The sequence below is a fragment of the Dyadobacter pollutisoli genome, from assembly GCF_026625565.1.
GTDB classification, from domain to species: Bacteria; Bacteroidota; Bacteroidia; order Cytophagales; family Spirosomataceae; genus Dyadobacter; species Dyadobacter pollutisoli.
Window position 1 is genome coordinate 5535778 of the sequence record NZ_CP112998.1, and the last position, 23288, is coordinate 5559065.

The 23288-nt window shown below is 44.0% G+C and carries 24 protein-coding genes; 20 read left to right on the top strand and 4 right to left on the bottom strand.

Going from position 1 to position 23288, the window contains the following annotated elements; all coding sequences use genetic code 11:
- Nucleotides 1–549 (top strand): DUF4136 domain-containing protein, encoded by a 549-nt coding sequence (locus ON006_RS22580; RefSeq protein ID WP_244822296.1) that lies wholly within the window; start codon nucleotides 1–3, stop codon nucleotides 547–549.
- Between the two features lie 65 nt (nucleotides 550–614).
- On the opposite strand, the gene ON006_RS22585 is transcribed toward ON006_RS22580, so the two are convergent.
- Nucleotides 615–917 (bottom strand): YtxH domain-containing protein, encoded by a 303-nt coding sequence (locus ON006_RS22585; protein ID WP_244822297.1) that lies wholly within the window; start codon nucleotides 915–917, stop codon nucleotides 615–617.
- Between the two features lie 57 nt (nucleotides 918–974).
- Here ON006_RS22585 and ON006_RS22590 point away from each other — a divergent pair, with 57 nt between their 5' ends.
- Nucleotides 975–2126: a WD40/YVTN/BNR-like repeat-containing protein gene (locus ON006_RS22590; RefSeq protein ID WP_244822298.1), complete on the top strand. Its 1152-nt coding sequence runs from the start codon at nucleotides 975–977 to the stop codon at nucleotides 2124–2126.
- A 31-nt stretch (nucleotides 2127–2157) separates the two neighbouring features.
- Here ON006_RS22590 and ON006_RS22595 read toward each other — a convergent pair whose 3' ends face one another.
- A complete protein-coding gene (locus ON006_RS22595; RefSeq protein WP_244822299.1) occupies nucleotides 2158–3165 on the bottom strand; it encodes a YpdA family putative bacillithiol disulfide reductase in 1008 nt (335 codons plus the stop codon).
- A 140-nt stretch (nucleotides 3166–3305) separates the two neighbouring features.
- Between ON006_RS22595 and ON006_RS22600 the strand changes: the two genes are divergently transcribed.
- From ON006_RS22600 to ON006_RS22645, 10 genes are all read left to right on the top strand, one after another.
- On the top strand, nucleotides 3306–4310 hold the full coding sequence (locus tag ON006_RS22600) for an aminodeoxychorismate synthase component I (RefSeq protein WP_244822300.1): 1005 nt from the start codon (nucleotides 3306–3308) through the stop codon (nucleotides 4308–4310).
- Entirely contained in the window at nucleotides 4288–4890 is a 603-nt protein-coding gene (locus tag ON006_RS22605) for an aminotransferase class IV (protein ID WP_244822301.1), read from the top strand. The genes ON006_RS22600 and ON006_RS22605 overlap by 23 nt, the downstream gene beginning before the upstream one ends.
- A gap of 43 nt (nucleotides 4891–4933) precedes the next feature.
- Entirely contained in the window at nucleotides 4934–5164 is a 231-nt protein-coding gene (locus ON006_RS22610; protein WP_244822302.1) for a hypothetical protein, read from the top strand.
- Nucleotides 5155–5454 carry a type II toxin-antitoxin system RelE/ParE family toxin gene (locus tag ON006_RS22615; protein WP_244822303.1) on the top strand — a complete coding sequence of 100 codons (300 nt, stop codon included), beginning with the start codon at nucleotides 5155–5157 and terminating at the stop codon, nucleotides 5452–5454. Before ON006_RS22610 ends, ON006_RS22615 begins: the two co-directional genes overlap by 10 nt.
- Nucleotides 5455–5534: 80 nt before the next feature.
- Nucleotides 5535–8030, top strand: coding sequence for a replication restart helicase PriA (gene priA / locus ON006_RS22620; RefSeq protein ID WP_244822304.1), 2496 nt, complete (start codon nucleotides 5535–5537; stop codon nucleotides 8028–8030).
- Nucleotides 8031–8057: 27 nt separating this feature from the next.
- On the top strand, nucleotides 8058–9497 hold the full coding sequence (gene pyk / locus ON006_RS22625) for a pyruvate kinase (protein WP_244822305.1): 1440 nt from the start codon (nucleotides 8058–8060) through the stop codon (nucleotides 9495–9497).
- 156 nt (nucleotides 9498–9653) lie between these two features.
- The gene (locus ON006_RS22630) at nucleotides 9654–10277 is read left to right on the top strand and encodes a Uma2 family endonuclease (protein WP_244822306.1); all 624 of its coding nucleotides are present in this window, start codon (nucleotides 9654–9656) and stop codon (nucleotides 10275–10277) included.
- A gap of 150 nt (nucleotides 10278–10427) precedes the next feature.
- A complete protein-coding gene (locus ON006_RS22635; RefSeq protein WP_244822749.1) occupies nucleotides 10428–10802 on the top strand; it encodes a BlaI/MecI/CopY family transcriptional regulator in 375 nt (124 codons plus the stop codon).
- Nucleotides 10803–10817: 15 nt separating this feature from the next.
- Entirely contained in the window at nucleotides 10818–12314 is a 1497-nt protein-coding gene (locus ON006_RS22640) for a M56 family metallopeptidase (protein ID WP_244822307.1), read from the top strand.
- Nucleotides 12315–12427: 113 nt separating this feature from the next.
- Nucleotides 12428–13453, top strand: coding sequence for a Gfo/Idh/MocA family protein (locus ON006_RS22645; protein ID WP_244822308.1), 1026 nt, complete (start codon nucleotides 12428–12430; stop codon nucleotides 13451–13453).
- 72 nt (nucleotides 13454–13525) lie between these two features.
- Here ON006_RS22645 and ON006_RS22650 read toward each other — a convergent pair whose 3' ends face one another.
- Nucleotides 13526–13918: an ExbD/TolR family protein gene (locus ON006_RS22650; protein ID WP_244822309.1), complete on the bottom strand. Its 393-nt coding sequence runs from the start codon at nucleotides 13916–13918 to the stop codon at nucleotides 13526–13528.
- 65 nt (nucleotides 13919–13983) lie between these two features.
- Nucleotides 13984–14664, bottom strand: a complete 681-nt coding sequence (locus tag ON006_RS22655) for a MotA/TolQ/ExbB proton channel family protein (RefSeq protein WP_244822310.1) — start codon at nucleotides 14662–14664, stop codon at nucleotides 13984–13986.
- 326 nt (nucleotides 14665–14990) lie between these two features.
- On the opposite strand from ON006_RS22655, the gene ON006_RS22660 reads away from it, so the two are divergent.
- From ON006_RS22660 to ON006_RS22695, 8 genes are all read left to right on the top strand, one after another.
- Nucleotides 14991–15386: a hypothetical protein gene (locus tag ON006_RS22660; protein WP_244822311.1), complete on the top strand. Its 396-nt coding sequence runs from the start codon at nucleotides 14991–14993 to the stop codon at nucleotides 15384–15386.
- A gap of 82 nt (nucleotides 15387–15468) precedes the next feature.
- Nucleotides 15469–16293: an MbnP family protein gene (locus tag ON006_RS22665; protein WP_244822312.1), complete on the top strand. Its 825-nt coding sequence runs from the start codon at nucleotides 15469–15471 to the stop codon at nucleotides 16291–16293.
- 9 nt (nucleotides 16294–16302) lie between these two features.
- Nucleotides 16303–17433, top strand: a complete 1131-nt coding sequence (locus ON006_RS22670; RefSeq protein WP_244822313.1) for a cytochrome-c peroxidase — start codon at nucleotides 16303–16305, stop codon at nucleotides 17431–17433.
- 68 nt (nucleotides 17434–17501) lie between these two features.
- A complete protein-coding gene (locus ON006_RS22675) occupies nucleotides 17502–17879 on the top strand; it encodes a hypothetical protein (RefSeq protein ID WP_244822314.1) in 378 nt (125 codons plus the stop codon).
- Nucleotides 17880–17931: 52 nt separating this feature from the next.
- On the top strand, nucleotides 17932–20286 hold the full coding sequence (locus tag ON006_RS22680) for a TonB-dependent receptor (protein ID WP_244822315.1): 2355 nt from the start codon (nucleotides 17932–17934) through the stop codon (nucleotides 20284–20286).
- Nucleotides 20283–21815 (top strand): PepSY-associated TM helix domain-containing protein, encoded by a 1533-nt coding sequence (locus tag ON006_RS22685; RefSeq protein ID WP_244822316.1) that lies wholly within the window; start codon nucleotides 20283–20285, stop codon nucleotides 21813–21815. The genes ON006_RS22680 and ON006_RS22685 overlap by 4 nt, the downstream gene beginning before the upstream one ends.
- A 106-nt stretch (nucleotides 21816–21921) precedes the next feature.
- Nucleotides 21922–22251, top strand: coding sequence for a DUF6787 family protein (locus ON006_RS22690; protein ID WP_244822317.1), 330 nt, complete (start codon nucleotides 21922–21924; stop codon nucleotides 22249–22251).
- Between the two features lie 206 nt (nucleotides 22252–22457).
- Nucleotides 22458–23270 carry a mechanosensitive ion channel family protein gene (locus ON006_RS22695; protein ID WP_244822318.1) on the top strand — a complete coding sequence of 271 codons (813 nt, stop codon included), beginning with the start codon at nucleotides 22458–22460 and terminating at the stop codon, nucleotides 23268–23270.
- Nucleotides 23271–23288: the final 18 nt, after the last annotated feature.

Sequence of the window (23288 nt, forward strand, 5' to 3'; positions counted from 1 at the left end):
ATGAAAAACCGCCTGCCTTTACTTTTTGTCGTGACAGTCCTATTGATGGCTGGCTGCAACTCTTCCTACAAAATTCTTAAACCGAAGCAGGAGGATAATTTCAAGCTTTCGGATTACGCTACTTTTGGATTTTATGATTTGGAAGCAAGTGGCGACACAATCCCTCAGAATTTTGAGAAAAATACCACCATCATCAAAGAAGCTATTGCTAAAAATTTGCTAGCCAGAGGCTTGGACGAAGCCAGGGATGCTAATTTGAAAATTAACATCGCACTATCGGTGAAAGAACAGCTTCAAACCAGGCAAACTGATTTCAGGACCGACGGCTTACCAAGATACATGGGCCAGCGGCGTTACTCATGGAAAAGCGAAGAAGTAGTGGTCGGCAAATACCGCGAAGGCACATTGATGATCGACCTCGTGGATGCAGTGAACAACAAAATGGTGTGGCAAGGAGGAAGCACCGGCATCATTCCTGAAAAGAGCAGTAATTTCGAGGCACAAGTCAACCAGGTCGTTAAAGAGATTATAGACAAAATTCCAAGGTAGTATTGAAATCAAAAAGGGTCGCTTCTGTGAAGAAACAACCCTTTCAATGTCTTGGATATTGGAGTTTATGCATTATTGTTAACTGTGCTGCGTACTCTCTCGTTCACATTGTCTGCGACTGAGCCTGCTTTTTCTTTGACTGTACTTACATTTTTCAAAAAGCCATCTTTCAGTTTATCAGCCAAAACAGATAATTCTTCGAGGCTTTTTTCGTATTTGTCTTTGGCGCTTCCACCCAGGTCATTCGCTTTGTGCTTAATCAGCTTGCGCGTTTCCTTTCCATTTTTAGGAGCAACCAAAAGACCGATAGCAATACCAGTCAACAATGCGCCTATTGAGCCTATCAAAAATTTTTGGTTCTTGTTCATATGAATTTCCTATTTTGTGATAATAAAAGATTAGAACTGTAAATTAATAAAAATACTGTGCCACCTTACCCATTTGTTACTCCTTTTCGATCCAACGGCAACTTTTGGATTATCCTGGTCGCTATCCTGCTGTCAATCCCTGAAAAGACGTCAGCACAATGGAAGATTCTTGACATTAATACCAAGATCAATATGCGTGCGGTACACGCTGTTTCACCGACTATATGCTGGATCGGCGGGACACGCGGAACGGTACTAAAAACTGTCAATGGCGGAAAAAGCTGGACAACCTTTAAAGTCCCGGGTGCAGATTCACTGGATTTCCGTGACATTCATGCTTTCGACAAACAAACTGCGATTGCGATGAGTGCCGGACTAGCGCAGGCCGACAAGGCGAAGATTTATCGTACAGCGGACGGCGGAGAGTCCTGGGTGCTTGTGTACCAATCTACACAAAATGGGGTTTTTCTGGATGGAATCGACTTTTGGGATACAAACAAAGGAATATGTATGGGTGACCCTGTGGAGGGAAAACTGTTTATACTTACCACTGATGACGGCGGAAAAAGCTGGCAGGAACTCGCCCTGGAAAAGCGTCCGGCCACTGAGCCCGGTGAGGCTTCATTTGCTGCCAGCGGAACTTCTATCCTCGCAACTGGAAAAAGCAGTGTATATGTAGGTACTGGTGGTGGGAAAAAAGCGCGGGTATTCCGCTCCGAAGATTTTGGGCAGACGTGGGACGTATCGGCGACACCACTACCTGCTGGCCCGACCAGCGGTATTTTCGGGCTAAGATTTTGGTCAAAAAAAAATGGGATCGCTGTGGGTGGCGACTACAAAAGGACTACCGACTCCACACAAAATGTGCTGACGACCGAAGATGGCGGCATAACCTGGAAACTGGTTAGCATGACAAAACCAACCGGTCTCAAAGAATGTGTCGATATTTACCACAAAACCAATGCGACCTGGAATGGTGACACACAAATACGATCAGACAACTATGCATTAATATCGACAGGGCCGTCAGGCAGCAGCTTTTCTCTCGATCGCGGTAAAACGTGGAGCGTACTGGGAACCGACGGCTTCCACGCCGCCAGCTTCGTCGGGAACGTTGGCTATGCAGTCGGTGGTAACGGATTAATTGGCAAAATAGAAAAGATCCCTACCAAAAAGCGCAAACGAAAACTGGCGTTTGTTGATCAGTAAGCATTCTTTCTATCGCATTAACGTCCTAGAATCAGATCCTGTCAATCAATTCCTTCACTTTTCTGACTTCGCGTCCGGCAAGATGATCGGCAATGGCGGCAGCATGATCCCGGCCGTTTTCGATAAAAACCTTTTCCGTAAATACGCCAGCCATGACGGTACCGCAGAGATACAGGCCGGGAACATTGGTTTCAAAAGTTTCGGAATCAAATGTTGGAACCTTGGTAACCGGGTCTAAAAATACACCGCAACGTGCCAGTAAATGCTCGTCGGGCAGATAGCCTACCAGCAGAAATACAAAATCCGCAGGCAGCCACTCTGTTTCACCGGTTTCAATATTCTCAATTTGTATTCTTCCAGGTTCAATGGCTTTTGTAATGCTGTTGAACCGGGTATGGATCTTACCCTCCTTCACCCTGTTTTTGACATCAGGTACCAGCCAATATTTAACTTTTGTACGGAAATCGGCTTCTTTGTGAACAATAGTGACGTGCGCATCGTGGCGGTACAATTCCAATGCAGCCTCTACCGAAGAATTGGAACCACCTACCAGCACTACATTGGTGAAAGAATACTTGAAAGGTTCGTCGTAGTAATGCGAAACGTGGGCCAAGCTTTCGCCCGGCACATTCAGCATTCTCGGGACATCAAAATAGCCGGTTGCCAGCACTACATTTTTAGATTGAAAAACCTGCCCGTCATTAGAATACGTTAAAAAAGTGCCGTCAGGCTGCTTTTCCGTGCGGTCCACATCTATAAAAAGTTTGAAATTCAAATGAAAGTAGCCCGCAACCTTCCGATAATATTGTAAGGCTTCGGTACGATTCGCCTTCACCTCAGAAATCGCGAAAGGAATGCCTCCTATCTCAATATTTTCAGCTGTCGAAAAGAACTTCATACGTCTCGGGTACCGTCGGATGGACTCGGTGAGGTTCCCTTTTTCCAAAATCAGATAATCCTGCCCGCTTTTGGCAAGTTCCACACCCATTGCAAGGCCGCACGGCCCTCCTCCGATAACAATTACGTCGTATATATGCATTTCTTTGTCTGACCATCGGCTTTCGACCGTCGGCTGTTAGCTTCTTTATACCTCTTTTAACCCCCTAATTTAGATATTGGTTTCTGAACTTTGTAAATTACGTTACTGTTCAAAATGTTTAAATCCATTCAATTCACGGTTTGACAGACGATATCCGGACTTTTGCTGAGAATCTCAATGCATGGGGAAAATCCAAAACTCCTTTTGTGTTTCTTGTTGATTATCAAGCCCAAAAGCCCAAAGCCTGGAAGTTGGCAGATGTCGATCCCACGGAGATCCTTTTTGATTTCAATGGATTTTCAAATCAGCTGTCCCCGGAGAAAGTCGAGCTTCCCGCTGATCTGTATTTTCACAAATTCCCGATTCCCTTTACGCATTATCAGGCTCGATTTGATCATGTAGTCCATAATTTAAAAGCGGGTAATTCATTTTTGGTCAATCTTTCTGTTCCTACGAGAATAGAAACCAATTTAAGTCTTTTTGAAATTTTCAGGAACAGCGAAGCGCCTTATCGATTTTGGTATAAAAATGAATTTGTCTGTTTTTCACCAGAAATATTTGTCAGGATCAATGGAAACCGCATTTCTTCCTTTCCGATGAAAGGTACCATTGATGCTTCCATTCCGGATGCTGAAAACGTGATCCTTGCCGATCACAAAGAAGCGGCCGAGCATGCTACCATTGTTGACCTGATCCGTAATGACCTGAGTATGGTCGCCAAAAAGGTTTGGGTGGAACGATACCGTTACATTGATCGCCTTCAAACCAATGATAAGACATTGTTACAGGTGAGTTCCGAAATCGCAGGCCTGCTTCCCGATGATTTTGATGGCCGGTACGGCGATATACTGTTAAAATTGCTTCCCGCTGGCTCCATTACCGGCGCGCCAAAGCCAAGTACTTTACAGATTATCAAGGATGCCGAAGGTTATGACCGCGGCTACTATACAGGTGTAATGGGTTATTTCGACGGCCAGAATTTTGAGAGCGCCGTGATGATCAGGTTTATTGAAAATCAAAACGGGTACTACATTTTCAAAAGTGGTGGCGGGATTACGGCACTCAGCAATGCACAAAATGAATATCAGGAGTTAATAGATAAAGTTTACCTTCCGTTTAGCCATGTCCCACACATTATGTTTTGAAACGATTTGTGTTGAAAATCGTCAGTTGAAAAACCTTTCGTATCACGAGGCAAGGCTTAACAGAACGCGCAGAGAACTTTGGGGCTATCAGGATCATTGGAGCTTGGCGGAACTGATTGAAATTCCGGACAGTATCGAGAACGAAATGTACAAATGTCGGCTCGCCTTCAATGAAGAGATCGACAACATTAAATGGGAGCCTTACAACAGAAGAACGATCCGTGAAATCCAGCGGGTTTATCACGAAAGTATCGACTACTCTTTCAAATACGAAGACAGAACTGAGCTGAACACGCTCTTCGCCCAGCGCAACGACGCAGACGAGATCCTGATCATTAAAAAAGGGATGGTTACCGATTCACTGTACTGCAATGTAGCTTTTTCAGACGGAGAACAATGGTTTACGCCATCTACTCCCCTGCTACCAGGTACCCAACGAGCCTTTTTACTGGATTCGGGAATTATTCAGGAAGCTGAGATTTCCGAAGCTGACCTTCCAAAATTTCGTTGGATTAAGCTTTTTAATGCGATGGTAAGTTGGGAGAATGCGCCTGAGTTGGCCATTGATACCATAGCGTGATTGTAATTTATGTTTCTCGGTTCAAAATTGTAAATTTGATACTATGGACATTCAGACAGAAAAAATAGAATTAGCCAAAAGGCTGCTAGACACAGAAGATCAAACCATTATTGACGCCGTCAAATCCATTTTTAAAAATTTTGACGCCGATAATAAATGGGGTGATTTGCCGGAAAAGGTAATATCTGATGTTGAAGAATCTCTAAGGCAAATTGACGCAGGAATGGGCATACCGCATCATAAAGCCCGAGAAACATATAAAAAATGGCTTTAGAGATTGTATGGACGCCGCGGGCATTAGAAAATTTTCATGACGTCATTGCCTATCTTGAAGAAAACTGGCCGGAACAGATCATAAAAGATTTTGTAAAAAGAACTGAAAATGTTTTAGCACTGATTGCAGACCATCCCCAGATATTTCGGAAAATTTCAGAAAATAGTGCTATTCGTGAAGCTGTGGTGACCAAACACAATCTGCTGATCTATAAAATTTACCCCGACCAGATTGTTCTTTTAGCCATGTTTGATACGCGCCAACATCCAAAAAAGAAGAGAATGTTTTAATATGCACGCACTTCCTGCGCGAAATTATAGCATCAATTAATCGTAACTTGTCGCATTTTCAGACACTTTCCCCACAACCAATGACCTCTTTTTTTGAGGAAGAAACTACCTTATTTGCCGATTTAATACTGCCGGTCCCCATTCCTTCCCTATTCACATACCGGGTACCAAGGGAAATGACCGCATTGATCAAGGTTGGCGCAAGAGTCATCGTACAGTTTGGACAGAAGAGGGTTATCACCGCCGTTGTTGCCAGGCTGCATTCAAATCCTCCTGTTAAATATCAGGCGAAATACATTCTGGAACTGCTGGATGAGCAGCCCATTGTAACCACCCGCCAATTGGAATTGTTCAATTGGGTTTCAGAATATTACCTATGCAACATTGGCGAAGTATTGAATGTTGCGCTTCCTGCAGGCCTTAAAATCACAAGCCAGTCACGCATACAGCTCAACCCGGAATTCCAGTACGAGGAGTTACTAACGGAGCAGGAGAAACTGGTTGTCGATGATATCAAAAAGCATCAGACGCTGAGCTATGAAGAAGTGGAGCGTCTTCTCCAAAAGTCTAATATTACCGCCATTATCAAGTCTTTGGTGGGCAAGCGGGCCGTGATTTTGTATGAGGAAGTAAAGGAAAGGTACAAACCCAAAGTAGCCAGAAAAATACGTCTGACGTCAACATATCTAACAAATGATTCGCTCGGAAAACTTGCGACATCCCTTGACAAAACCCCCAAGCAGCAGGAAATTCTGCTCAAATACCTCAGCTATATTCCGGTCTACAACAATCCCGATCTGAATCAGAAAGGATTGGATAAATCCATTTTCACCCAGGACGACGGAGTTTCGGACGCCTCATTGAATACCCTGATCAAAAAAGGGATTTTCGAACAATTCGAGATCTTCATATCCCGCTTTGATGATATTCCAACCGGTAATATGGGCGCTATTACGCTGACGGACTCGCAAATACAGGCTTCCCGTGAAATCCATGATCATTTTAAAGACAAGGAAGTAGTATTACTGCATGGAATAACCGGAAGCGGTAAAACGGAGGTCTACATTGAACTGATCAAACAGGTTTTGGAAAGCGGTTCACAGGTTTTGTTCCTGTTACCGGAGATCGCCCTCACTACCCAGATTGTGGTTAGATTAAGGAAAGTTTTTGGGGACGTGATGGGTATCTATCATTCCAAATTCTCGGATAATGAACGCGTTGAAGTGTGGAAAGGGATTTTGGATGGTAAATTCCAATTCGTAGTCGGCGTTCGCTCTGCGATTTTCCTGCCATTCGACAATCTTGGGCTGATCATCGTGGATGAGGAGCATGAAACTTCATACAAGCAACACGACCCGGCGCCGCGTTATAATGCCCGCGACGTGGCGGTCATCATGTCCTATATGCATAAGGGCAAAACACTTCTCGGCTCGGCAACACCTTCATTGGAAAGCTACTATCACGCCAAAAGCGGTCGCTATGGCCTGGTGGAAATGACCCAGCGATTCGGTAATGCTGCTTTGCCAACTTTTGAATTAATTGATACCAAAAAGGAGAAAAAACAGAAGAAGATGAAAAATGAGTTCTCTTCTGTTCTCGTAGATCATTTACAACTGAACCTTAAAAATAAAGAGCAGACCATTCTGTTTCAGAACCGGCGCGGCTACTCGCCCTATCTTCAATGTGAAGAATGCAACTGGATTTCGGAATGTGCCAATTGCGATGTCAGCCTGACTTACCACATGAAAGTAAGTGAATTACGTTGCCATTATTGCGGACATAAAGAGGAAGTACCGAGGACCTGTCCGAATTGCGGCTCTTCCAAAGTGAAGACGATGGGCTACGGTACCGAGAAAATTGAGGATGAAATTAACCTGATGTTTCCCGAAGCGAGGGTGCAGAGAATGGACCTGGATACCACGAGGGCGAAAAACGCTTATCAGCAGATCATTCAGGAATTTGAAGATGGCGGGATCGACATTCTGGTCGGGACGCAGATGGTCAGCAAAGGGCTGGATTTCGATAATGTGAGTATGGTAGGGATATTTGATGCCGACCGAATTATTCATTTTCCCGAATTCAGAGCTTCGGAGCGTGCATTCCAAATGCTTACACAGGTAAGCGGACGCGCAGGGCGACGGGCGGATAAACCAGGCAAAGTCCTGATCCAGACTGCCAATCCATCACAAAAGCTTTTGGAACGGATCGTTACCAATGATTACCACGGAATGTACGAATCGGAGATCATTGAGAGGGAAAAATTCAGTTATCCGCCATTCACGAGGCTCATTAAAGTGACGGTGAAGCATATAGACGAGGCTGTTTCAAACCGTGCCGCTAAAATTCTTGCTGAAAAACTGACTGCCAATTTGGGGGCGAGCCGGGTTCTCGGTCCGCAGCCGCCGCTGGTGGAAAGAGTAAGAAATCAGTTTTTGTTCGATATTCTCATTAAACTTGAACGAGAAAAGATTAATTTTAAGGCGGCAAAGTCATTTATACAGGAAAAAGTTATTGACACTTTAACCGATAAGACGCTAAAAAGCATCCAGGTCGTGATAGACGTGGACTGTTTATAAAAAATCATTCTTACTGCATATTCATCTATGTCTTCCAAAAAAACCAGAATTGTTGCTACCGTAGGTCCAGCCTCAGAATCAAAAGAAACTTTATACGCATTGGCAAAAGCCGGAGTTAACGTTTTTCGCCTAAACTTCTCACATGGAACTCACGCTGATCACCTTTTAAGATTAAATACCATTCGGGAAATCAATGAAGAATACGGTCTGAACCTTGCCATTTTACAGGATTTGCAAGGTCCTAAGATCCGTATCGGATTGGTTGCCGAGAAAGATGGAGTTCTTCTTGAAACTGGTAAAAAACTGATCCTTTCCAATACCGAAGTACTTGGTACTGCCGAAAAAGTAAGCACGCCTTACGATGGTATGTACAACGATGTGAAAATCGGAGACCGTATTTTGATGGATGACGGTAAACTGGAAGTACTTGTAACCGGAATGGACGGTACTGACGTCATCACCGAAGTTATTTACGGAGGTTATCTGAAATCGAAAAAAGGTGTTAACCTTCCAAATACGAAGGTTTCGATGCCATCGGTAACTGCGAAGGACTACGAAGATCTTGATTTTGGCCTTGAACACAATGTTGAATGGGTTGCATTGTCATTCGTTCGTACCGCTGCTGAGGTTATTAAAGTAAAAGAATACATCGCTAATAAAGGTAAAACTGCCCGTCTTGTTGCCAAAATTGAGAAGCCGGAAGCTATCCTGAATATTGATGAGATTATCGAGGCCACTGATGCTATCATGGTTGCCCGCGGTGACCTTGGGGTTGAGCTTCCTGATGAAGAAGTACCGATGATCCAGAAAATGATCGTTGAGAAATGTAACAAAGCCGGCAAGCCTGTTATTGTAGCTACTCAAATGCTGGAAAGCATGATCGACGCCCCACGTGCAACCCGTGCTGAGCTTAATGACGTAGCGAACTCAGTTTTGGATGGTGCTGACGCGGTAATGCTAAGTGCCGAGACTGCCTCTGGTAAATATCCTTTACTGGCTGTTGAGAGCATGACGCGTACCATTGAAAAAGTGGAATCGTCAACCAATAGTGTTTACTTCAAACACCACGCTGCTGTAAATGAAAATGTAAGTGTTAACAAACTGAACGACAATGTGGTAATGAGCGCCTGCCGTTTGGCCCGCGATACCCATGCTACTGCTATTATTGGTATCACACGTTCGGGATATACATCTTTCCGTCTCTCACATCACCGCCCAAAAGCTAGCTTGCTGATCTTCACTTCTAACAGAGTGTTGATGAATCAATTAGCATTGTATTGGGGTACGAAAGTATTTTATTACGACCGTGACCAGGATGTTTCGACTGATGATCTGATTGAAGACATCAAACAAATTCTGGTTGAAAAAGGGGAATTACAAAAGGGAGATGTTTTCATCAACACCCTGAGTATCCCGGTTTCAAGACAACGTAAGACCAATACAGTGAAGTTGAGCGTAGTAGAATAAGAACTCAATTATTTGAATAAAGGCCGCAGGGAAATTTCCTGCGGCCTTTATTCTTTTTATGACCGTTTGAAAATTTGAACCTAGCCGGTAGCAAAATTATTTAATTTCGAAAAGCCCTATTGCTTATGTTTACTCATCAGCAAATCGACCGGCACTATGATAGCTTCATCCGCTCCACGCAAGGTTTTACCAAAAATCCATGCTGGAAAAATACCCACCTTTCTAATCCATGAAATAATCGATGGTAAACCATTTTACCGTAAAGGCTACCGTGATGTATTGGGTAAAACGAAAACGTTGCAAGAAATTACCGGTACCAGTTCATTGCAGGCATTTATAATTACTTATTTGACTATTAGGATAGGGAAACAAATTGATGATGATAAGTATCACATATTGACTAATGAAGCAGGTTTACACTTAGATCGAAAGAATAATCTCGCGGGAGACCTGTTTATTTTTGACAGTCAAAAGTTGACTATCGATAAAATAAACAAAAACTACGCAGATGTTGCTCCTAAGATTTCAATTGAGGTGGATATCGACATTGCTAGGGAAGAGATTTCTGAATACAGCTACATGACAATCAAAACCAAAAAGTTGCTCGATTTTGGTACGGAGAAAGTACTGTGGTTTTTGACAGACTCCAAAAAAGTAATGATCGCTACGCCAAATGGTGATTGGCAAATGCGGGACTGGGACAAAGATGTTGAGATCCTGGACGGTATCAGCTGCAACATTGGAAAATACCTTAAAGAAAAAGGTTCTGAGTTTGCCTGACATATTATAGCACACACTTACTCCAAACAGCGATTTTACTTGTCGCTGTTTTTTATTTTTACACATAACTAATAAAATAGTTTTGAAACTAATTAAATAGTCTTAACTTTGAATACCCGTAATACTAACATTCATAAAGTAGACACAATGATGGAGATTCGAACGTTGACACGTGCTGAGGAAGAGATCATGAGGATTCTCTGGCAATTGAAAAAAGCATTCGTAAAAGACATATTGGCAGAAATGCCTGAACCAAAACCGGCATACAATACAGTTTCAACCATTATCCGGATTTTAGAAAAAAAGGAGGTAGTAGGCTACAATGCTTATGGCAAAACGCATGAATATTTCCCGCTGATCAGCGAGGAAGAATATAAGCGTTTTGAAATGAAACAGCTGATGGTCAATTACTTTGATAATTCACTACCTAACCTGGTTTCCTTTTTTGTAAAAGATAACGATCTCAAAACCAAAGACCTGGACGAGATCATGAAACTGATTAACGATCACAAAAACGAACAATAAAAACATCCGTTAGCCATGAAAATGCTTCTATACGCCGGAGAGGTAAGCTTATATTGGATCTTGCTGTATGCCTGCTATTGGCTTATGCTTCGTCACCACACTTTCTTCAAATGGAACAGGTATTACCTGATTGGCTCCCTGTTTGCGGCCTTTGCTTTGCCATTTGTCATTTATCCTGACACAGCGCCGCAACTTCCCGTTGTGTATTCTGTAAATGCTTCGGCCTTTACAGTTTCAACCTCCGAGCCGGAACAAAGTGCGATGCTCAGCTGGGTTCAGGCACTTGGGATTATTTATGGAATAGGGCTGATCATTGCTACTTACAAGCTGCTACTCAATTTTATTCAGCTCAAAAGTTACTTGTCTGCGGGAGAACTCATTGAACTCGACGACTGCAAAGTGGTCGTCATGGACTCCAACCACATCGGATCCTTCTCCTTTTTGCAATGGATTGTGATCAATCGAAATGATTATGAAAACCACTTCGATGCTATTTTAAGACACGAAATGGTGCATACCAAACAATTGCATAGCATTGATATTCTGGTGATCGAATTGTTGAAAACGGTTTTCTGGTTTAACCCTGTGCTTCTGCTTTACAAATACTCGTTGCAGGAGGTGCATGAATACCTTGCCGATGCACAAGCTCCTAACCGCGAATATTATGCCAAATTCCTGGTGGCCTACGCATTGAATGCCCCAAGAGTATCAGTCACTAATCATTTTTTCAATCCGTCACAAATCAAAAGCCGCATTCAGATGATTTACAAAAACAGAACTTCGAAATGGTTACTCAGTACTTATGTAATGTCCGTCATGCTTATCGGGACCACCGCACTGATCGTGGCTGGCTGTGAACATGAAGAGAACCCCCTTCTAACTGAAACTGGTCCCAAAACAAAAGCTGCGGAAAAAGCTAATGCTCTTGATGAGGTAGTCGTCACAAACAAACAGGATAAGAAAATTTACTCCGTGGTTGAAGAGCAACCGATGTTCCCGGGAGGAATCAAATCCATGTATAAATTCTTAGGGGAAAATATAAAATATCCGGAAGCCGCATCAAAGGCGAATGTTTCAGGCCGAGTATTTCTTTCATTTGTGGTAACTGAGACAGGCGAGATCAATGACGTACAGGTGTTAAAGGGAATTGGTTTTGGATGTGATGCCGAAGCTGTAAGGGTTCTGAAGTCTTTTCCGAAATGGCAGCCAGGGAAACAAGACGGAATTCCGGTTAATGTCAGATACAATTTACCAATTATGTTTTATCTGGAAGAAGACGATAAGGCGTCGGCCGCAGAGCCAGATGCCCAAATAGAATTGCGTGGCGTCAACTCGTCGGACAAACCGCTAATAATTGTAGATGGTGTAGTTGCAACCGACGAGGACATTCTAAAAAAGATGAATCCAAATAGTATTAAGTCTCTTTCGGTACTTAAAGACAAGATAGCGACTAATGTCTACGGCGATAAAGGTAAAAACGGTGTGATCAATATCATAACTAAAAAGATCTAGTATCCGATTTTCATTAAATTGAACCAAATGCCCACTCTACCCCGAGTCGGGCATTTTTTGTTTATACATCTTTCTATACATTTACCGGCAACGAATCATTAACCCTGACCCAAATGCCACGTCTAAAAGCAGCCATCATCGGAGGAGGAAATATTGCCGACAAAAACCATATCCCTGCATTAAAAGAACTATCAGAACAAGTGGAAGTTGTCGCTATATGCAGCCGGGATATTCACAAAGCCCGTGCATTGGCCGACAAACATAGCATTGCACTTGCCTTTGATAATGCCGATGAAATGTATCGAAGCGATAGTAAGCCTGACCTGATCATCAATTGCACGGCCAACAATCTTCACTACCCTTTCACGATGCGGGCGCTGGAAAATAACTGCCACGTGTTGTGTGAGAAACCACCTGCTATCAGTTCGAGGGAAGCTCGTGAAATGGCCGAACTTGCTGCAAGTAAAGAAAAAGTGCTCGCTTATAATTTCCAGCTACGCCAAACTCCCGAGTATACATTAATGAATAAATGCCTCGCTAGCGGCCAGCTGGGCGACATTTACCACATTAAAGCTCGCTTTTTACGTCGGAGAGGGATTCCAGGCTGGGGTAACTTTACCAACAAAACCATTCAAGGTGGAGGAGCGCTCATGGACCTGGGCGTTCACATTCTTGACCTGGCACTGGGTTTGCTCGACTACCGCATGCCCGACAAGATCCTCGCCAATACCTACGATTTTATAGGTAAGGCTGGCGGAAAAGGATTAATGGGAAGCTGGGATGCTTCAAAATTCGAAGTGGAAGATGCCTGTTTCGCACATTTATCATTTCCCAATAATGCCAGTATCGAGCTTTCCACGTCATTTGCATTAAATACCAAGGAACAAAAAAATGTAAATCTGGAAGTATTCGGAACCAATGCCGGTGCAGTTTTAAACCCGTTTTCGCTGTACGGCGAGTTAGCCGGTGAACTGACTGATACCGAATTCCCGTATTTGGAAGAAATCGACATTCAGCTTCAAAATACAAAAGCATTCCTGAATGCCTGCAATGGGCAAGAAAGTAACATTTGTACAGCTGAACAGGGTGCCATTTTACAGGAAATTATTGAAAAAATATACCAAAGCGCTGAAATGTAGCTTCTTCTAAAAACGGCAATGCCCTGAAAACTGAATTTCCAGGGCATTGCTGCTAATGCTTTATATATAGAATTATTTAGCCGTAGCCATCACCATTTTGATATCGTTCTTCGCACCAAGTTCCAAAACGTCTACCAGATCTTGAACGGCAAGGTTTTTGTCAACTCTCAGCACAATGGTCTTTTCTTCAACATTGGCAAAAATGCTTTGCAGCTCCGCATCCAGCCGATCAAACGGAATAGGCTCTTTATCAATAAAATAAGCCTTATGTTCATCCACCGATAAAGTGATTTGCTTCTTGTACATCTGCTGCGTGGCCGATGCTTTTGGTAGCATCAACTTAATTACGTTCGGATTTGACATGGTAGAAATGATCAAAAAGAACAGCAGAAGAAAAAACATAATGTCGTTGAGTGAGTGCGTGAACACCTCAGGTGCAAACCGGCTCTTTCGACGTATTTTCATAATTGGGGGGAATATTTAGTGTTTAGACTTGGTAAGTCTTAAAGACTTGCCAAGTCTCAGCAAATCTATTTAGCAGCAACTGGTTTTTGCAGTACATCCAGGAAGTCAGAGGCTGCCATTTGCAATCTCAACGCAAAACGGTCGATTTTCATGTTCAGCAAGTGGTAGCCTGCGTAAGCAATCAAACCAATGATCAGACCAGATCCTGAGGTAATCATTTTTTCATACATACCTCCTGCAATGGTACTGATATTGAAATCATTAGAAATCGAAATATCATAGAAAATACGGATAATCCCCGAAATTGTACCTACAAACCCGAGCATAGGCGCAATACCCGCGATCACACCAAGATATGGCAAGTTTCCTTCCATTCTCTGGATTTCGATCTGGCTGGCGTTTTCAATAGTCGTTTCAATGTCCTTAATAGGATATCCGATACGCCCGATGGCACGTTCCAGGATCCGGCCCGCCGCATTGCGCTGATTGCGGCAAGAAGATTCGGCGGATTTCAAATTTCCCTGTTGAATAAAATCCTTCACATTGTCTACAAATTGCGGCTCTATTTTACCGTTGGCACCAATTCCGAGAAAACGCTCAATTATTAAGAAAAGAGTTGCCAGAAATAACAAACCCAGCGGTAACATTACCCATCCCCCTTTTGCAAGAAGATCAATAATTGAGAGCCCCTGAGCAGCAACCGGCGCGGCCGCAGTAGAGTCTGTAAGTGCTTGTAGAAGCATCATATTAAATATAAAAAGTGAAAGTTAAGCTAATGAAACAGAGGTCCGTTCTGCATAAAAACAACTACGAACATAAACGGAACAAGTGCCCCCTTATTGTTTAAAGGGCAAATATAGAAAAATTACTCTTTGAGAGCTGTCCCGCACCGACCATAATCCGCGCGATATTATCTTTATCAGAACATAAATTACCCATCCGCCTGGCAGGCCGATTATTTCATCTCATAAAAAAATACAATCAGAAAAGTTATCCTGACGGTTCTTGATTACATTTGAAGTATGAATGGAATTCGTATGCAAAATTCCACCAATGATTCGTTAATGCTATTGTGAGAAGTTCGAAAAAAACGTGGATCTCCCTCAGCCTGCTGAGCCTCATGCTTGTAAAAGTGTGGGTGATACCATTGTTATACCTCGACTTCGAGATCCGCCGCGATTACATTGTCGCCAATCTCTGCGAAAACCGCAATCGTCCGCAGCTCAATTGCGATGGCAAATGTTACCTCGCCAAGCGTATAGCGGCATTAGACGAGCAGGAAAAGCGCCAGGCTGAAAAAAATTACATGTCCCAGCTGCTGGACAATGTGATGGATCAGCGTACGTATTACAGTTTTGCCTCCCAAGTTGTCACATTTAAAGATCTCCCTGGTCTGAGTTTCAATTATTCCTCTCCTTTTGCTCCGCAGGTCGCGGTCGATGATATTTTTCATCCGCCACTGAGCTGATTTTCGCATAAATCCTGCCCTTTTTCAGTTCTATGAATTGAGTAGGCCTCTGTTTCTCTTCTTTTTTATAAACCATAGAATCATGAAAAGAACATTTTCATTTCTATTGCCGCTCTCATTGGCAGCGGTGGTTAGTCTTTTTGTATTGTCCTGTGACGACGACGATCCGGGCACAACGACGCCGACCGAAAATGGAAAGCTTAGGATCGCATTTAGTAACAAAATGGGTTCCAAAGACTTGAAATTAGGTACAGAAACCTATGTAAATCAGGCAGGAGAGCCGTTTACCGTTAGTAAGCTCAACTACTTTATCTCCAATATCAAGCTGATCAAAACCGATGGCAGTAATTTCGTTGTGCCGCAGGATTCAAGTTATTTTCTGATCAGGGAGGCAAATGAAGCCTCTCAATTGGTCACCATTAACAATGTGCCGGCCGGCGAATATTCCGGGATCGAATTCACAATCGGGGTCGACAGCCTCAGGAGTGTTTCGGATATATCGAAACGCAAGGGTATTCTGGATAAAGATTCGGGCCCTACTAATGAGGAGGCTATGTACTGGGACTGGAACCCGGGATATATTTTCCTGAAACTGGAAGGTAATTCTGACTCCGCAACTTCTGCTAACGGCAAGTTTTACTACCATATAGGCGGTTTTGGAGGATTGACTGAAAAAACGCTGAACAACATTCGTACCACAAAAATCGATTTTGGAAGCCAAAAAGCGAAGGTGACGGATACTGCTGTTCCCGAAATTCATCTGAATGCTGACATTTTGAGGGTTTTCAATGGCCCCACTACGCTGAGCATCAAGGCTAATACCAGCGTTATGTATAGCCCAATCTCAAAGAACATTGCCGACAATTATGTGAGTATGTTCAGTCTGGACCAGATAGACGCCAATTAAGGTCATTGCATGAAAAAAGTTGTATTTCTTTTCGGTTTGATGATTTTCCTCTCACAGGTCATGAATTCCTGTGGCGGTAAATCTGACAATCCCGAACCAGGGCCTTCCGGAAATACACCCACGCCATTGCAATGGACCAAGCCTGCCTATTTTCCAGATCCTGTTTACGACCTTTCCAAAAATCCGTTAACCGTTGAAGGTGTAGAGCTGGGCCGCTTTCTGTTTTACGATGGTATCCTCTCCCGGACAGACAAAATCGGATGTGGTACCTGTCATCAGCAGGTGGCCGCATTCACACATCACGGACACGACGTTAGCCACGGCGTCGATGATCAGCTCGGAACCAGAAATGCGCCCTCTGTCCAGAACATGGCCTGGAATACATCATTCTTTTGGGATGGAGGCGTGCATGATATGGACATGGTTCCGCCGGTACCGATTCAGAACGAAGTGGAAATGGGCGAGCGCGTCGGTAATGTGATTGAAAAACTCCGTAAAACCCCGGTAGCAGGTGCGGCCAAGCAGGTTAATTATCCCAAAATGTTCAAAGCAGCATTTGGAACCGATGAAATCAATGCGGACAGAATGATGAAAGCATTGTCACAGTTTATGATGACGATTGTTTCAGCCACTTCCAAATACGACTACTTCCTGAAAGGCGATGCTTCCGCATTAACCGCCCAGGAAAAGGCAGGAATGACACTTTTCAAGCAAAAATGTGCCTCTTGCCACAGTAGCGAGCTTTTTACGGATTTCAGTTTTCGGAATAATGGTTTGATACCAAACAAAATCAATGACCAGGGAAGGTATGCGATCACATTGAATGAGGCCGACCGGCTGAAATTCAAAGTACCGAGCCTGCGCAATGTGGGCCTGACTGCGCCTTACATGCATGACGGACGTTTCACGACTTTGCAGGAAGTGCTCGACCATTATGCCAATGATCAGAACAGTGGAAAAGACAGTATTTACATTTCACCAACACTTGATCCTTTGCTGAATGTAGCGGGTCAAAAACGTGGCATAGCGCTCTCCAATGCAGAAAAGCAATCGATCATTGCTTTTCTGAGAACACTCAATGATGATCAGTTAATGAATGATAAACGTTTTTCAGACCCAGGAGTAGGGACATCTTTTTAGGCTGTCGGCACTCGGCAATCGGCTTTCAAAAAAGGCCGACAGCCGACAGCCGACAGCCGAATGCCAAAATGCGATCCGTCATATCCTACATATTGCTCTTCTCAATTATGCTGCCCACGCTCAGCCCGTGGGGGACGATCGCGTATTTCAAGTTGAACCGGGATTACATTGCGAGAGTTCTGTGCGAGAACCGCGCACGGCCACAAATGCATTGCAATGGGAAATGTTATCTTGCCAAAAAACTAAAACAGCAGCAGGAAAAGCAGGATAAGGAAACATCGGAAAAAGTGCAGAATACACCCGTTATTCAGCTATTCACTTCGCCTTTTCATTCTTACAGTTTTGAAACCTCACCGGCTGTTTTTCTGGAAAAAGTCCGGTTTTTCCATCAGCTGCAATGTTATACCGCTCCGGCAGCGAAACTCCTGCGTCCTCCCAAAAGATAAGTTCAAAGGTCAAATAATACCTAGCTGAATTTTTATCTTTATATTAATCTCAATGAACCTGAAAATATTTTTACAGGCTATAATCCTGTATATCTGCGCGTTGACAACGCATGCCCAAACCATTGAAGGCAAAGTGTTCGACTCGCAGACCAAAGAACCAGTACCCGGCGCAACAGTCCAGTTAAGCGACTCCAAAGTCGGTACTACGACTGACAACAACGGTCATTTCCTGCTCAATAGCGACCAGACCAATGTGACGATTAAAATTTCAAGCATTGGTTTTTCTGCCCGAGAAATCATCGTCAGTGACTCCAAACCGATCACGATTGGCCTCGAAGCTGCCTCCGAAAATCTGCAATCCGTGGTGGTAACTGGCAACCGGGAGGCTGCATTGCGAACCGAGAGCCCGATAGCGATCTCCAAACTGACCCCGAGAATGATCGACGAGGCGAAACCTACCGCCATGTACGAGATCGTCAACAAAGTCCCAGGCGTGATGATGGTGAATCTGGGTAATGAGCAGCATTCTATGGCCATTCGTCAGCCTTTCACGACCAATTCCTACTTCCTATATATGGAAGACGGTGTGCCGATCCGGCCGATGGGCGTTTTTAATCATAACTCCATTCTCGAATTTAACCAGTTTGCAATCAGCTCGGTGGAAGTAGTGAAGGGACCGGTTTCTTCCATTTATGGCCCGGAAGCCGTTGGTGGGGCGATTAACTTTATCACCCAGCGTCCTACCATTTTACCGACTGCCAAAATCGGTATTCAGGCCGATCAATGGGGTTACAAACGGCTACAATATGGCGCAGGGGCGATGATGGGCAAGTTCGGAGTGTACGTGGGCGGCTTCACGGCACGGCAGCGGGATGCCTGGATGAAAAGCTCCGACTACGACAAGAACTCAATCAATGCGAGGCTCGAATATCATTTCTCGCCATCAACGCGGCTCATTTATACGCTGGCTTACAGCAAATACGACTCGCAAACCAGCGGAAGCGTGGATAGTGTAGCGTTTTATTCAAGACAATATGTGAGTACTACGGATTTCACTTACCGCAAATCCAACTCTCTACGAAGCAGATTGACTTTTGAAAAAGACTGGAAAAATGGTTCTCAATCATTCATTACTGCTTTTGCCAGAAAAAATGAGCACGGACAAAACCCCAACTACGGTATCAGATGGACAACCGGACAAACAACCGCCCGCGGAGAGATCAATTCCAACGATTTCAAAAGCCTGGGCCTGATCGCGCAACATAGTCAGCGCTTCAATTTTCTGAATTCCAAACTGATCACAGGCGCCGTTTTCGATTTTTCTCCGTCGAGTTACTGGTCATATCAAGTGGATCTGGCTGCCCAGTTGAGGCCAGACAAAAAATCGGTTGAGAAATACACCATTGTTAAGGAACGCCCTGAAATCAGGAATTCGGATTATGATGCTGATATCAAAAACACGGCGGCTTATGCGCAGTATGACTTTGAAATTTTGCCGAAGTTACGGGTTTCTGCGGGTGTACGTTACGACCGGATGTCGTTCAGTTATACCAATTTTCTGGATAGCACATCAGGGAGCAAATCGTACAGCAAAGTCACTCCGAAAATCGGCGCTACCTATGATTTGGGCAAAGGAAAAGGTATTTATGCCAATTATTCCAGAGGCTTTTCACCTCCCGGCCTGACTTCGGTTTTCAGGAAACGTACGGTTCCGCTGCCAAATGGTGATCTGTTTTACTACAATTTACAACCAGCTCAGTTCAACAATGCGGAGATCGGTGGCTGGGCTTCTGTTTTGAATAACAAAATCTATCTCGATCTGGCGTTTTATCAAATGAATGGCCGTAATGAATTGCTGAATGTAAGGCTTCCTGACAATTCTTACGACTATCAGTCCGCAGGAAAAACGCTGCATCGTGGCGTGGAATTTGGTGTGACTTACAAGCCCTCCAAAGAGTTTTTCTTCCGTTTTGGAGGTACCAGCGCCATTCACCGGTACGAAGAATTTATCCTGAGCAGCCGAGAATCCGACGCATTGAAAAACGTGAATGGAAAAGATATGCCGTCGTCGCCCCGCTGGATGTGGAACTCGGAATTCAGTTATTATCCCAAATGGTTCAAGAATTTCCGGAGCTCGGTGGAATGGCAGCATGTGGCTTCCTACTACCAAAATCAGATCAATTCGGTGAAGTATGAAGGTTACGACATCCTCAATTTCCGGGTAGGTTATCAATGGAAAGGTGTAGAAGTGTTTTCTAACATTCTAAACCTCACGGATGTGCTTTATGCAACCAATGCGACACGCGGAAACAACGCTACCGACCGCACAACCTACAACGCCGCGGCGCCAAGAACATTTGTTTTTGGAATCCAGTACACATTCACCGGTAAAAAAGAATTGCTATGATCGACGAAATCAATGTAAAACCGAAAGATTCTTTCAAAAAGAAAATTGAAAGTAAGATCCGGAAGAACATATATCGCTGGCACAAAACGCTGGGCTTATTCGCCATTGTCCCTACCCTGTTCTGGACGATGTCCGGCCTGATGCACCCGTTTATGTCGCATTGGTTTAAAACCAGTATCCCCAATGAGTTTTACAAAGCGGAAACTGTACTTCCAGCCGACGTAAAGCTGTCGCTGGGAGATGTTTTAAAACAAAACAAGGTGACTGAGTTTAAGAACTTCCGGCTTGTGAAGTTTGCAGGGAGCAGTTATTTCCAGGTGAAAGACATTGAAGATCAATTACATTACTTCAATTCCGCGACCGGCACCGAGCTTAAAAACGGCGATGAACAATACGCGCAACACATGGCCCGCTTCATGCTGGGCGACCAGAAATCTAAAATTATTTCCAGCACCCGCCTGACTGAATTTACCGATCAATACAAATACGTGAACCGTTTTCTGCCGGTCTGGAAAGTCAGTTTTGACGATGACCGCAAAATGGATGTTTACGTGGAAACCGGTCAGAGCCGCTTTGCAACGTTTAATGATAGCGGCAGGAAAGCATTCATTTGGATATTCGGCACATTTCACAACTGGGGATTTATGGACCTGATAGTCAATAACACGCTCAGGATTACAATCATGGTACTATTCCTGAGCCTCATCGTTTTCTCCGCGGTGGCAGGTGTGGTAATTTATGGTTTAATGTGGAAAAAATTCAAGCCCGCGAGGCCAGGTAACCAGCGCGGACTGTTGCGCAAGTACCATCGCTCCATTGGCATCTGGACTAGTATTGTCACATTCACATTCGCCTTTTCGGGCGCTTATCACGTCTTGCAAAAGCTCGATCCCGATGAACGGTTGAAATATGTTTACGATCCGGTGATCAAAACCGAATCGGTCGCCCAGGCTTCCATGATCGATCTGACTGGCGTTTCTAACATTGGACTGATCAAATGGGGAGAAAATATCTTTTGGCAAACTGTCAAAAAAGATTGGGAAACCGACGAAACCGTTGTGGATTACACCAACATTAAAGACGGGAAAAAGCTGGAAGACGGTAATATTAGGTTTGCCAAATACCTTTCCCGGAAGTTTGCAGCCCAGGAAGAACGTAACGCCGCGAGCTGCTGCGACCTGATGGAAGCGCAGATCTCATCGCCGATTTCTGATGCCGGGATAGAAAAAGCGTCCATGGTTACGAGCTTCGCGGGTGAGTACGGTTTCGTAAACAAGCGACTACCGGTTGTAAAACTGGCTTACGACACGCCGGAGCATACTACCTACTACATTGAAACGACAACAAGCCGATTGTCCACCAAAGTGGAAGATCACAACCGGCGGGAGGGGTTAAGTTTTGCATTCTTACATAAATACAATGCATTTGATTTTTTAGGTAAAAACGCCCGTGACGGTATCATGACCTTCGCGGCCGCCTGTGTTTTGCTGGTGAGCATATTAGGCTTGCTGGTGTTTTTAAAAAGATGAGACTACCGATGACGAAAGTCATGATTAAACATTCATTAAAATCGAGGAAAATTGAGAGACGCATTGTTTCTTTGCAGAAAATTGAAAGCAGGCAATTAATATAAATATGCAAAGCGGAGAAAAAAACGCACAGCCCTGGTTGGGTAAAATGCAGGAAAAATGGGGATTGGAAACAACCAGGCAAGTTCTTTTGGTATTGGCCGTTTTTAGTCTTTCAGGCTCGTCAGTGGTCTGGCTCAGAAAAGGGCTTTTTTACCTTTTGGGCTATGACGAAACAACACCAATGTGGCTGAAAACCATCACTTATATTCTCTTTATTTTCCCGACATATCAGAGTCTTTTATTGCTTTACGGCTTCCTATTGGGTCAATTCTCATTCTTTTGGGAAAAAGAAAAGAAAATGTTCCGCTGGGTAAAGGCGAAATTCAGCAAATAAACAATATCATTATTTTGAAAGAGGGTGAATCGGGCAGGCAATCTGCAGGTTCACCCTTTCTTCGTATTGACCCATTTGGTGTCGAATAATTTCGAGTCGAGGAATTGCGTATAGTATTAGGTAATCTGTTAATATTGACGGATTTTGCATTGTAAAACCTTACCATTTACTCAACCAAGTTCACTAATCTCAAAACTTCTACCAACATGAACTACGATCTTGTCAGGGCACAGCTAAGTGCCGCAATTACTTTGTATGGAGCTAAAATCGCCCTTGCGTTAGTTGCCTTCATCATTGGAAGGCTCATTATTGGAAAAATAAGTTCTCTTGTCTCCAATGTGATGAGCAGAAGGAAAGTAGACGTTGATGTACAACCTTTCCTAAGCTCGCTGCTTGTAGTACTACTGAATGTGATGCTGCTTTTGAGCATTGCGGGAATCATTGGCATTGAAACCTCCTCGTTCGTTGCCGTACTCGGGGCCGCAGGTCTGGCGGTAGGTCTGGCGTTGCAAGGTAGTCTTGCCAATTTTGCAGGTGGGGTTCTGATATTAATTTTCAAACCTTATCGCGTCGGTGACCTCATCAATGCGCAGGGATTTACGGGCACGGTTGAGGGCGTGCAGATTTTCAATACGGTTCTCGTCACTCCCGATAACAAGACGATCATTTTGCCAAACGGCCCACTTTCCACCTCTCCGATCACGAATATTTCGGGCAAAGGTAAAATTCGGGTAGATATGGTTTTTGCGGCCGGCAGCCAGAATGGTGTGGATAAAATACGGGCATCAGTACAAAAAGCGATAGACGCCTGTCCGACTGCATTGAAAGAAATTTCACATGACATTTTGGTTACCAAACTGACCGAGAATGCGATTTTCTTTGATGTACGTGTCTGGACCCCGAGCGTTACTTATTGGGAAACTTACTACGATGTGCACGAAGGAATCAGTCGGCAATTTGCATTGGATGGCATACAGGCCCCTAAACCAGCAGAGGTTAGCGTCGCATTAAAACAGTAAAAGCAGTACATTTGTGAA

Excerpts from the sequence above, each read along its gene's own strand:
- ON006_RS22580 (WP_244822296.1), top strand. The coding sequence starts at position 1 with ATGAAAAACCGCCTGCCTTTACTTTTTGTCGTGACAGTCCTATTGATG.
- ON006_RS22640 (WP_244822307.1), top strand. The coding sequence starts at position 10,818 with ATGAAAATGCTTCTATACGCCGGAGAGGTAAGCTTATATTGGATCTTG.
- ON006_RS22585 (WP_244822297.1), bottom strand. The coding sequence starts at position 917 with ATGAACAAGAACCAAAAATTTTTGATAGGCTCAATAGGCGCATTGTTG.
- ON006_RS22650 (WP_244822309.1), bottom strand. The coding sequence starts at position 13,918 with ATGAAAATACGTCGAAAGAGCCGGTTTGCACCTGAGGTGTTCACGCAC.
- ON006_RS22655 (WP_244822310.1), bottom strand. The coding sequence starts at position 14,664 with ATGATGCTTCTACAAGCACTTACAGACTCTACTGCGGCCGCGCCGGTT.
- ON006_RS22610 (WP_244822302.1), top strand. The coding sequence starts at position 4,934 with ATGGACATTCAGACAGAAAAAATAGAATTAGCCAAAAGGCTGCTAGAC.
- ON006_RS22635 (WP_244822749.1), top strand. The coding sequence starts at position 10,428 with ATGGAGATTCGAACGTTGACACGTGCTGAGGAAGAGATCATGAGGATT.
- ON006_RS22695 (WP_244822318.1), top strand. The coding sequence starts at position 22,458 with ATGAACTACGATCTTGTCAGGGCACAGCTAAGTGCCGCAATTACTTTG.
- ON006_RS22595 (WP_244822299.1), bottom strand. The coding sequence starts at position 3,165 with ATGCATATATACGACGTAATTGTTATCGGAGGAGGGCCGTGCGGCCTT.
- ON006_RS22615 (WP_244822303.1), top strand. The coding sequence starts at position 5,155 with ATGGCTTTAGAGATTGTATGGACGCCGCGGGCATTAGAAAATTTTCAT.
- ON006_RS22675 (WP_244822314.1), top strand. The coding sequence starts at position 17,502 with ATGCGATCCGTCATATCCTACATATTGCTCTTCTCAATTATGCTGCCC.
- pyk (WP_244822305.1), top strand. The coding sequence starts at position 8,058 with ATGTCTTCCAAAAAAACCAGAATTGTTGCTACCGTAGGTCCAGCCTCA.
- ON006_RS22645 (WP_244822308.1), top strand. The coding sequence starts at position 12,428 with ATGCCACGTCTAAAAGCAGCCATCATCGGAGGAGGAAATATTGCCGAC.
- ON006_RS22605 (WP_244822301.1), top strand. The coding sequence starts at position 4,288 with ATGTCCCACACATTATGTTTTGAAACGATTTGTGTTGAAAATCGTCAG.
- priA (WP_244822304.1), top strand. The coding sequence starts at position 5,535 with ATGACCTCTTTTTTTGAGGAAGAAACTACCTTATTTGCCGATTTAATA.
- ON006_RS22670 (WP_244822313.1), top strand. The coding sequence starts at position 16,303 with ATGAAAAAAGTTGTATTTCTTTTCGGTTTGATGATTTTCCTCTCACAG.
- ON006_RS22665 (WP_244822312.1), top strand. The coding sequence starts at position 15,469 with ATGAAAAGAACATTTTCATTTCTATTGCCGCTCTCATTGGCAGCGGTG.
- ON006_RS22680 (WP_244822315.1), top strand. The coding sequence starts at position 17,932 with ATGAACCTGAAAATATTTTTACAGGCTATAATCCTGTATATCTGCGCG.
- ON006_RS22630 (WP_244822306.1), top strand. The coding sequence starts at position 9,654 with ATGATAGCTTCATCCGCTCCACGCAAGGTTTTACCAAAAATCCATGCT.
- ON006_RS22685 (WP_244822316.1), top strand. The coding sequence starts at position 20,283 with ATGATCGACGAAATCAATGTAAAACCGAAAGATTCTTTCAAAAAGAAA.
- ON006_RS22690 (WP_244822317.1), top strand. The coding sequence starts at position 21,922 with ATGCAAAGCGGAGAAAAAAACGCACAGCCCTGGTTGGGTAAAATGCAG.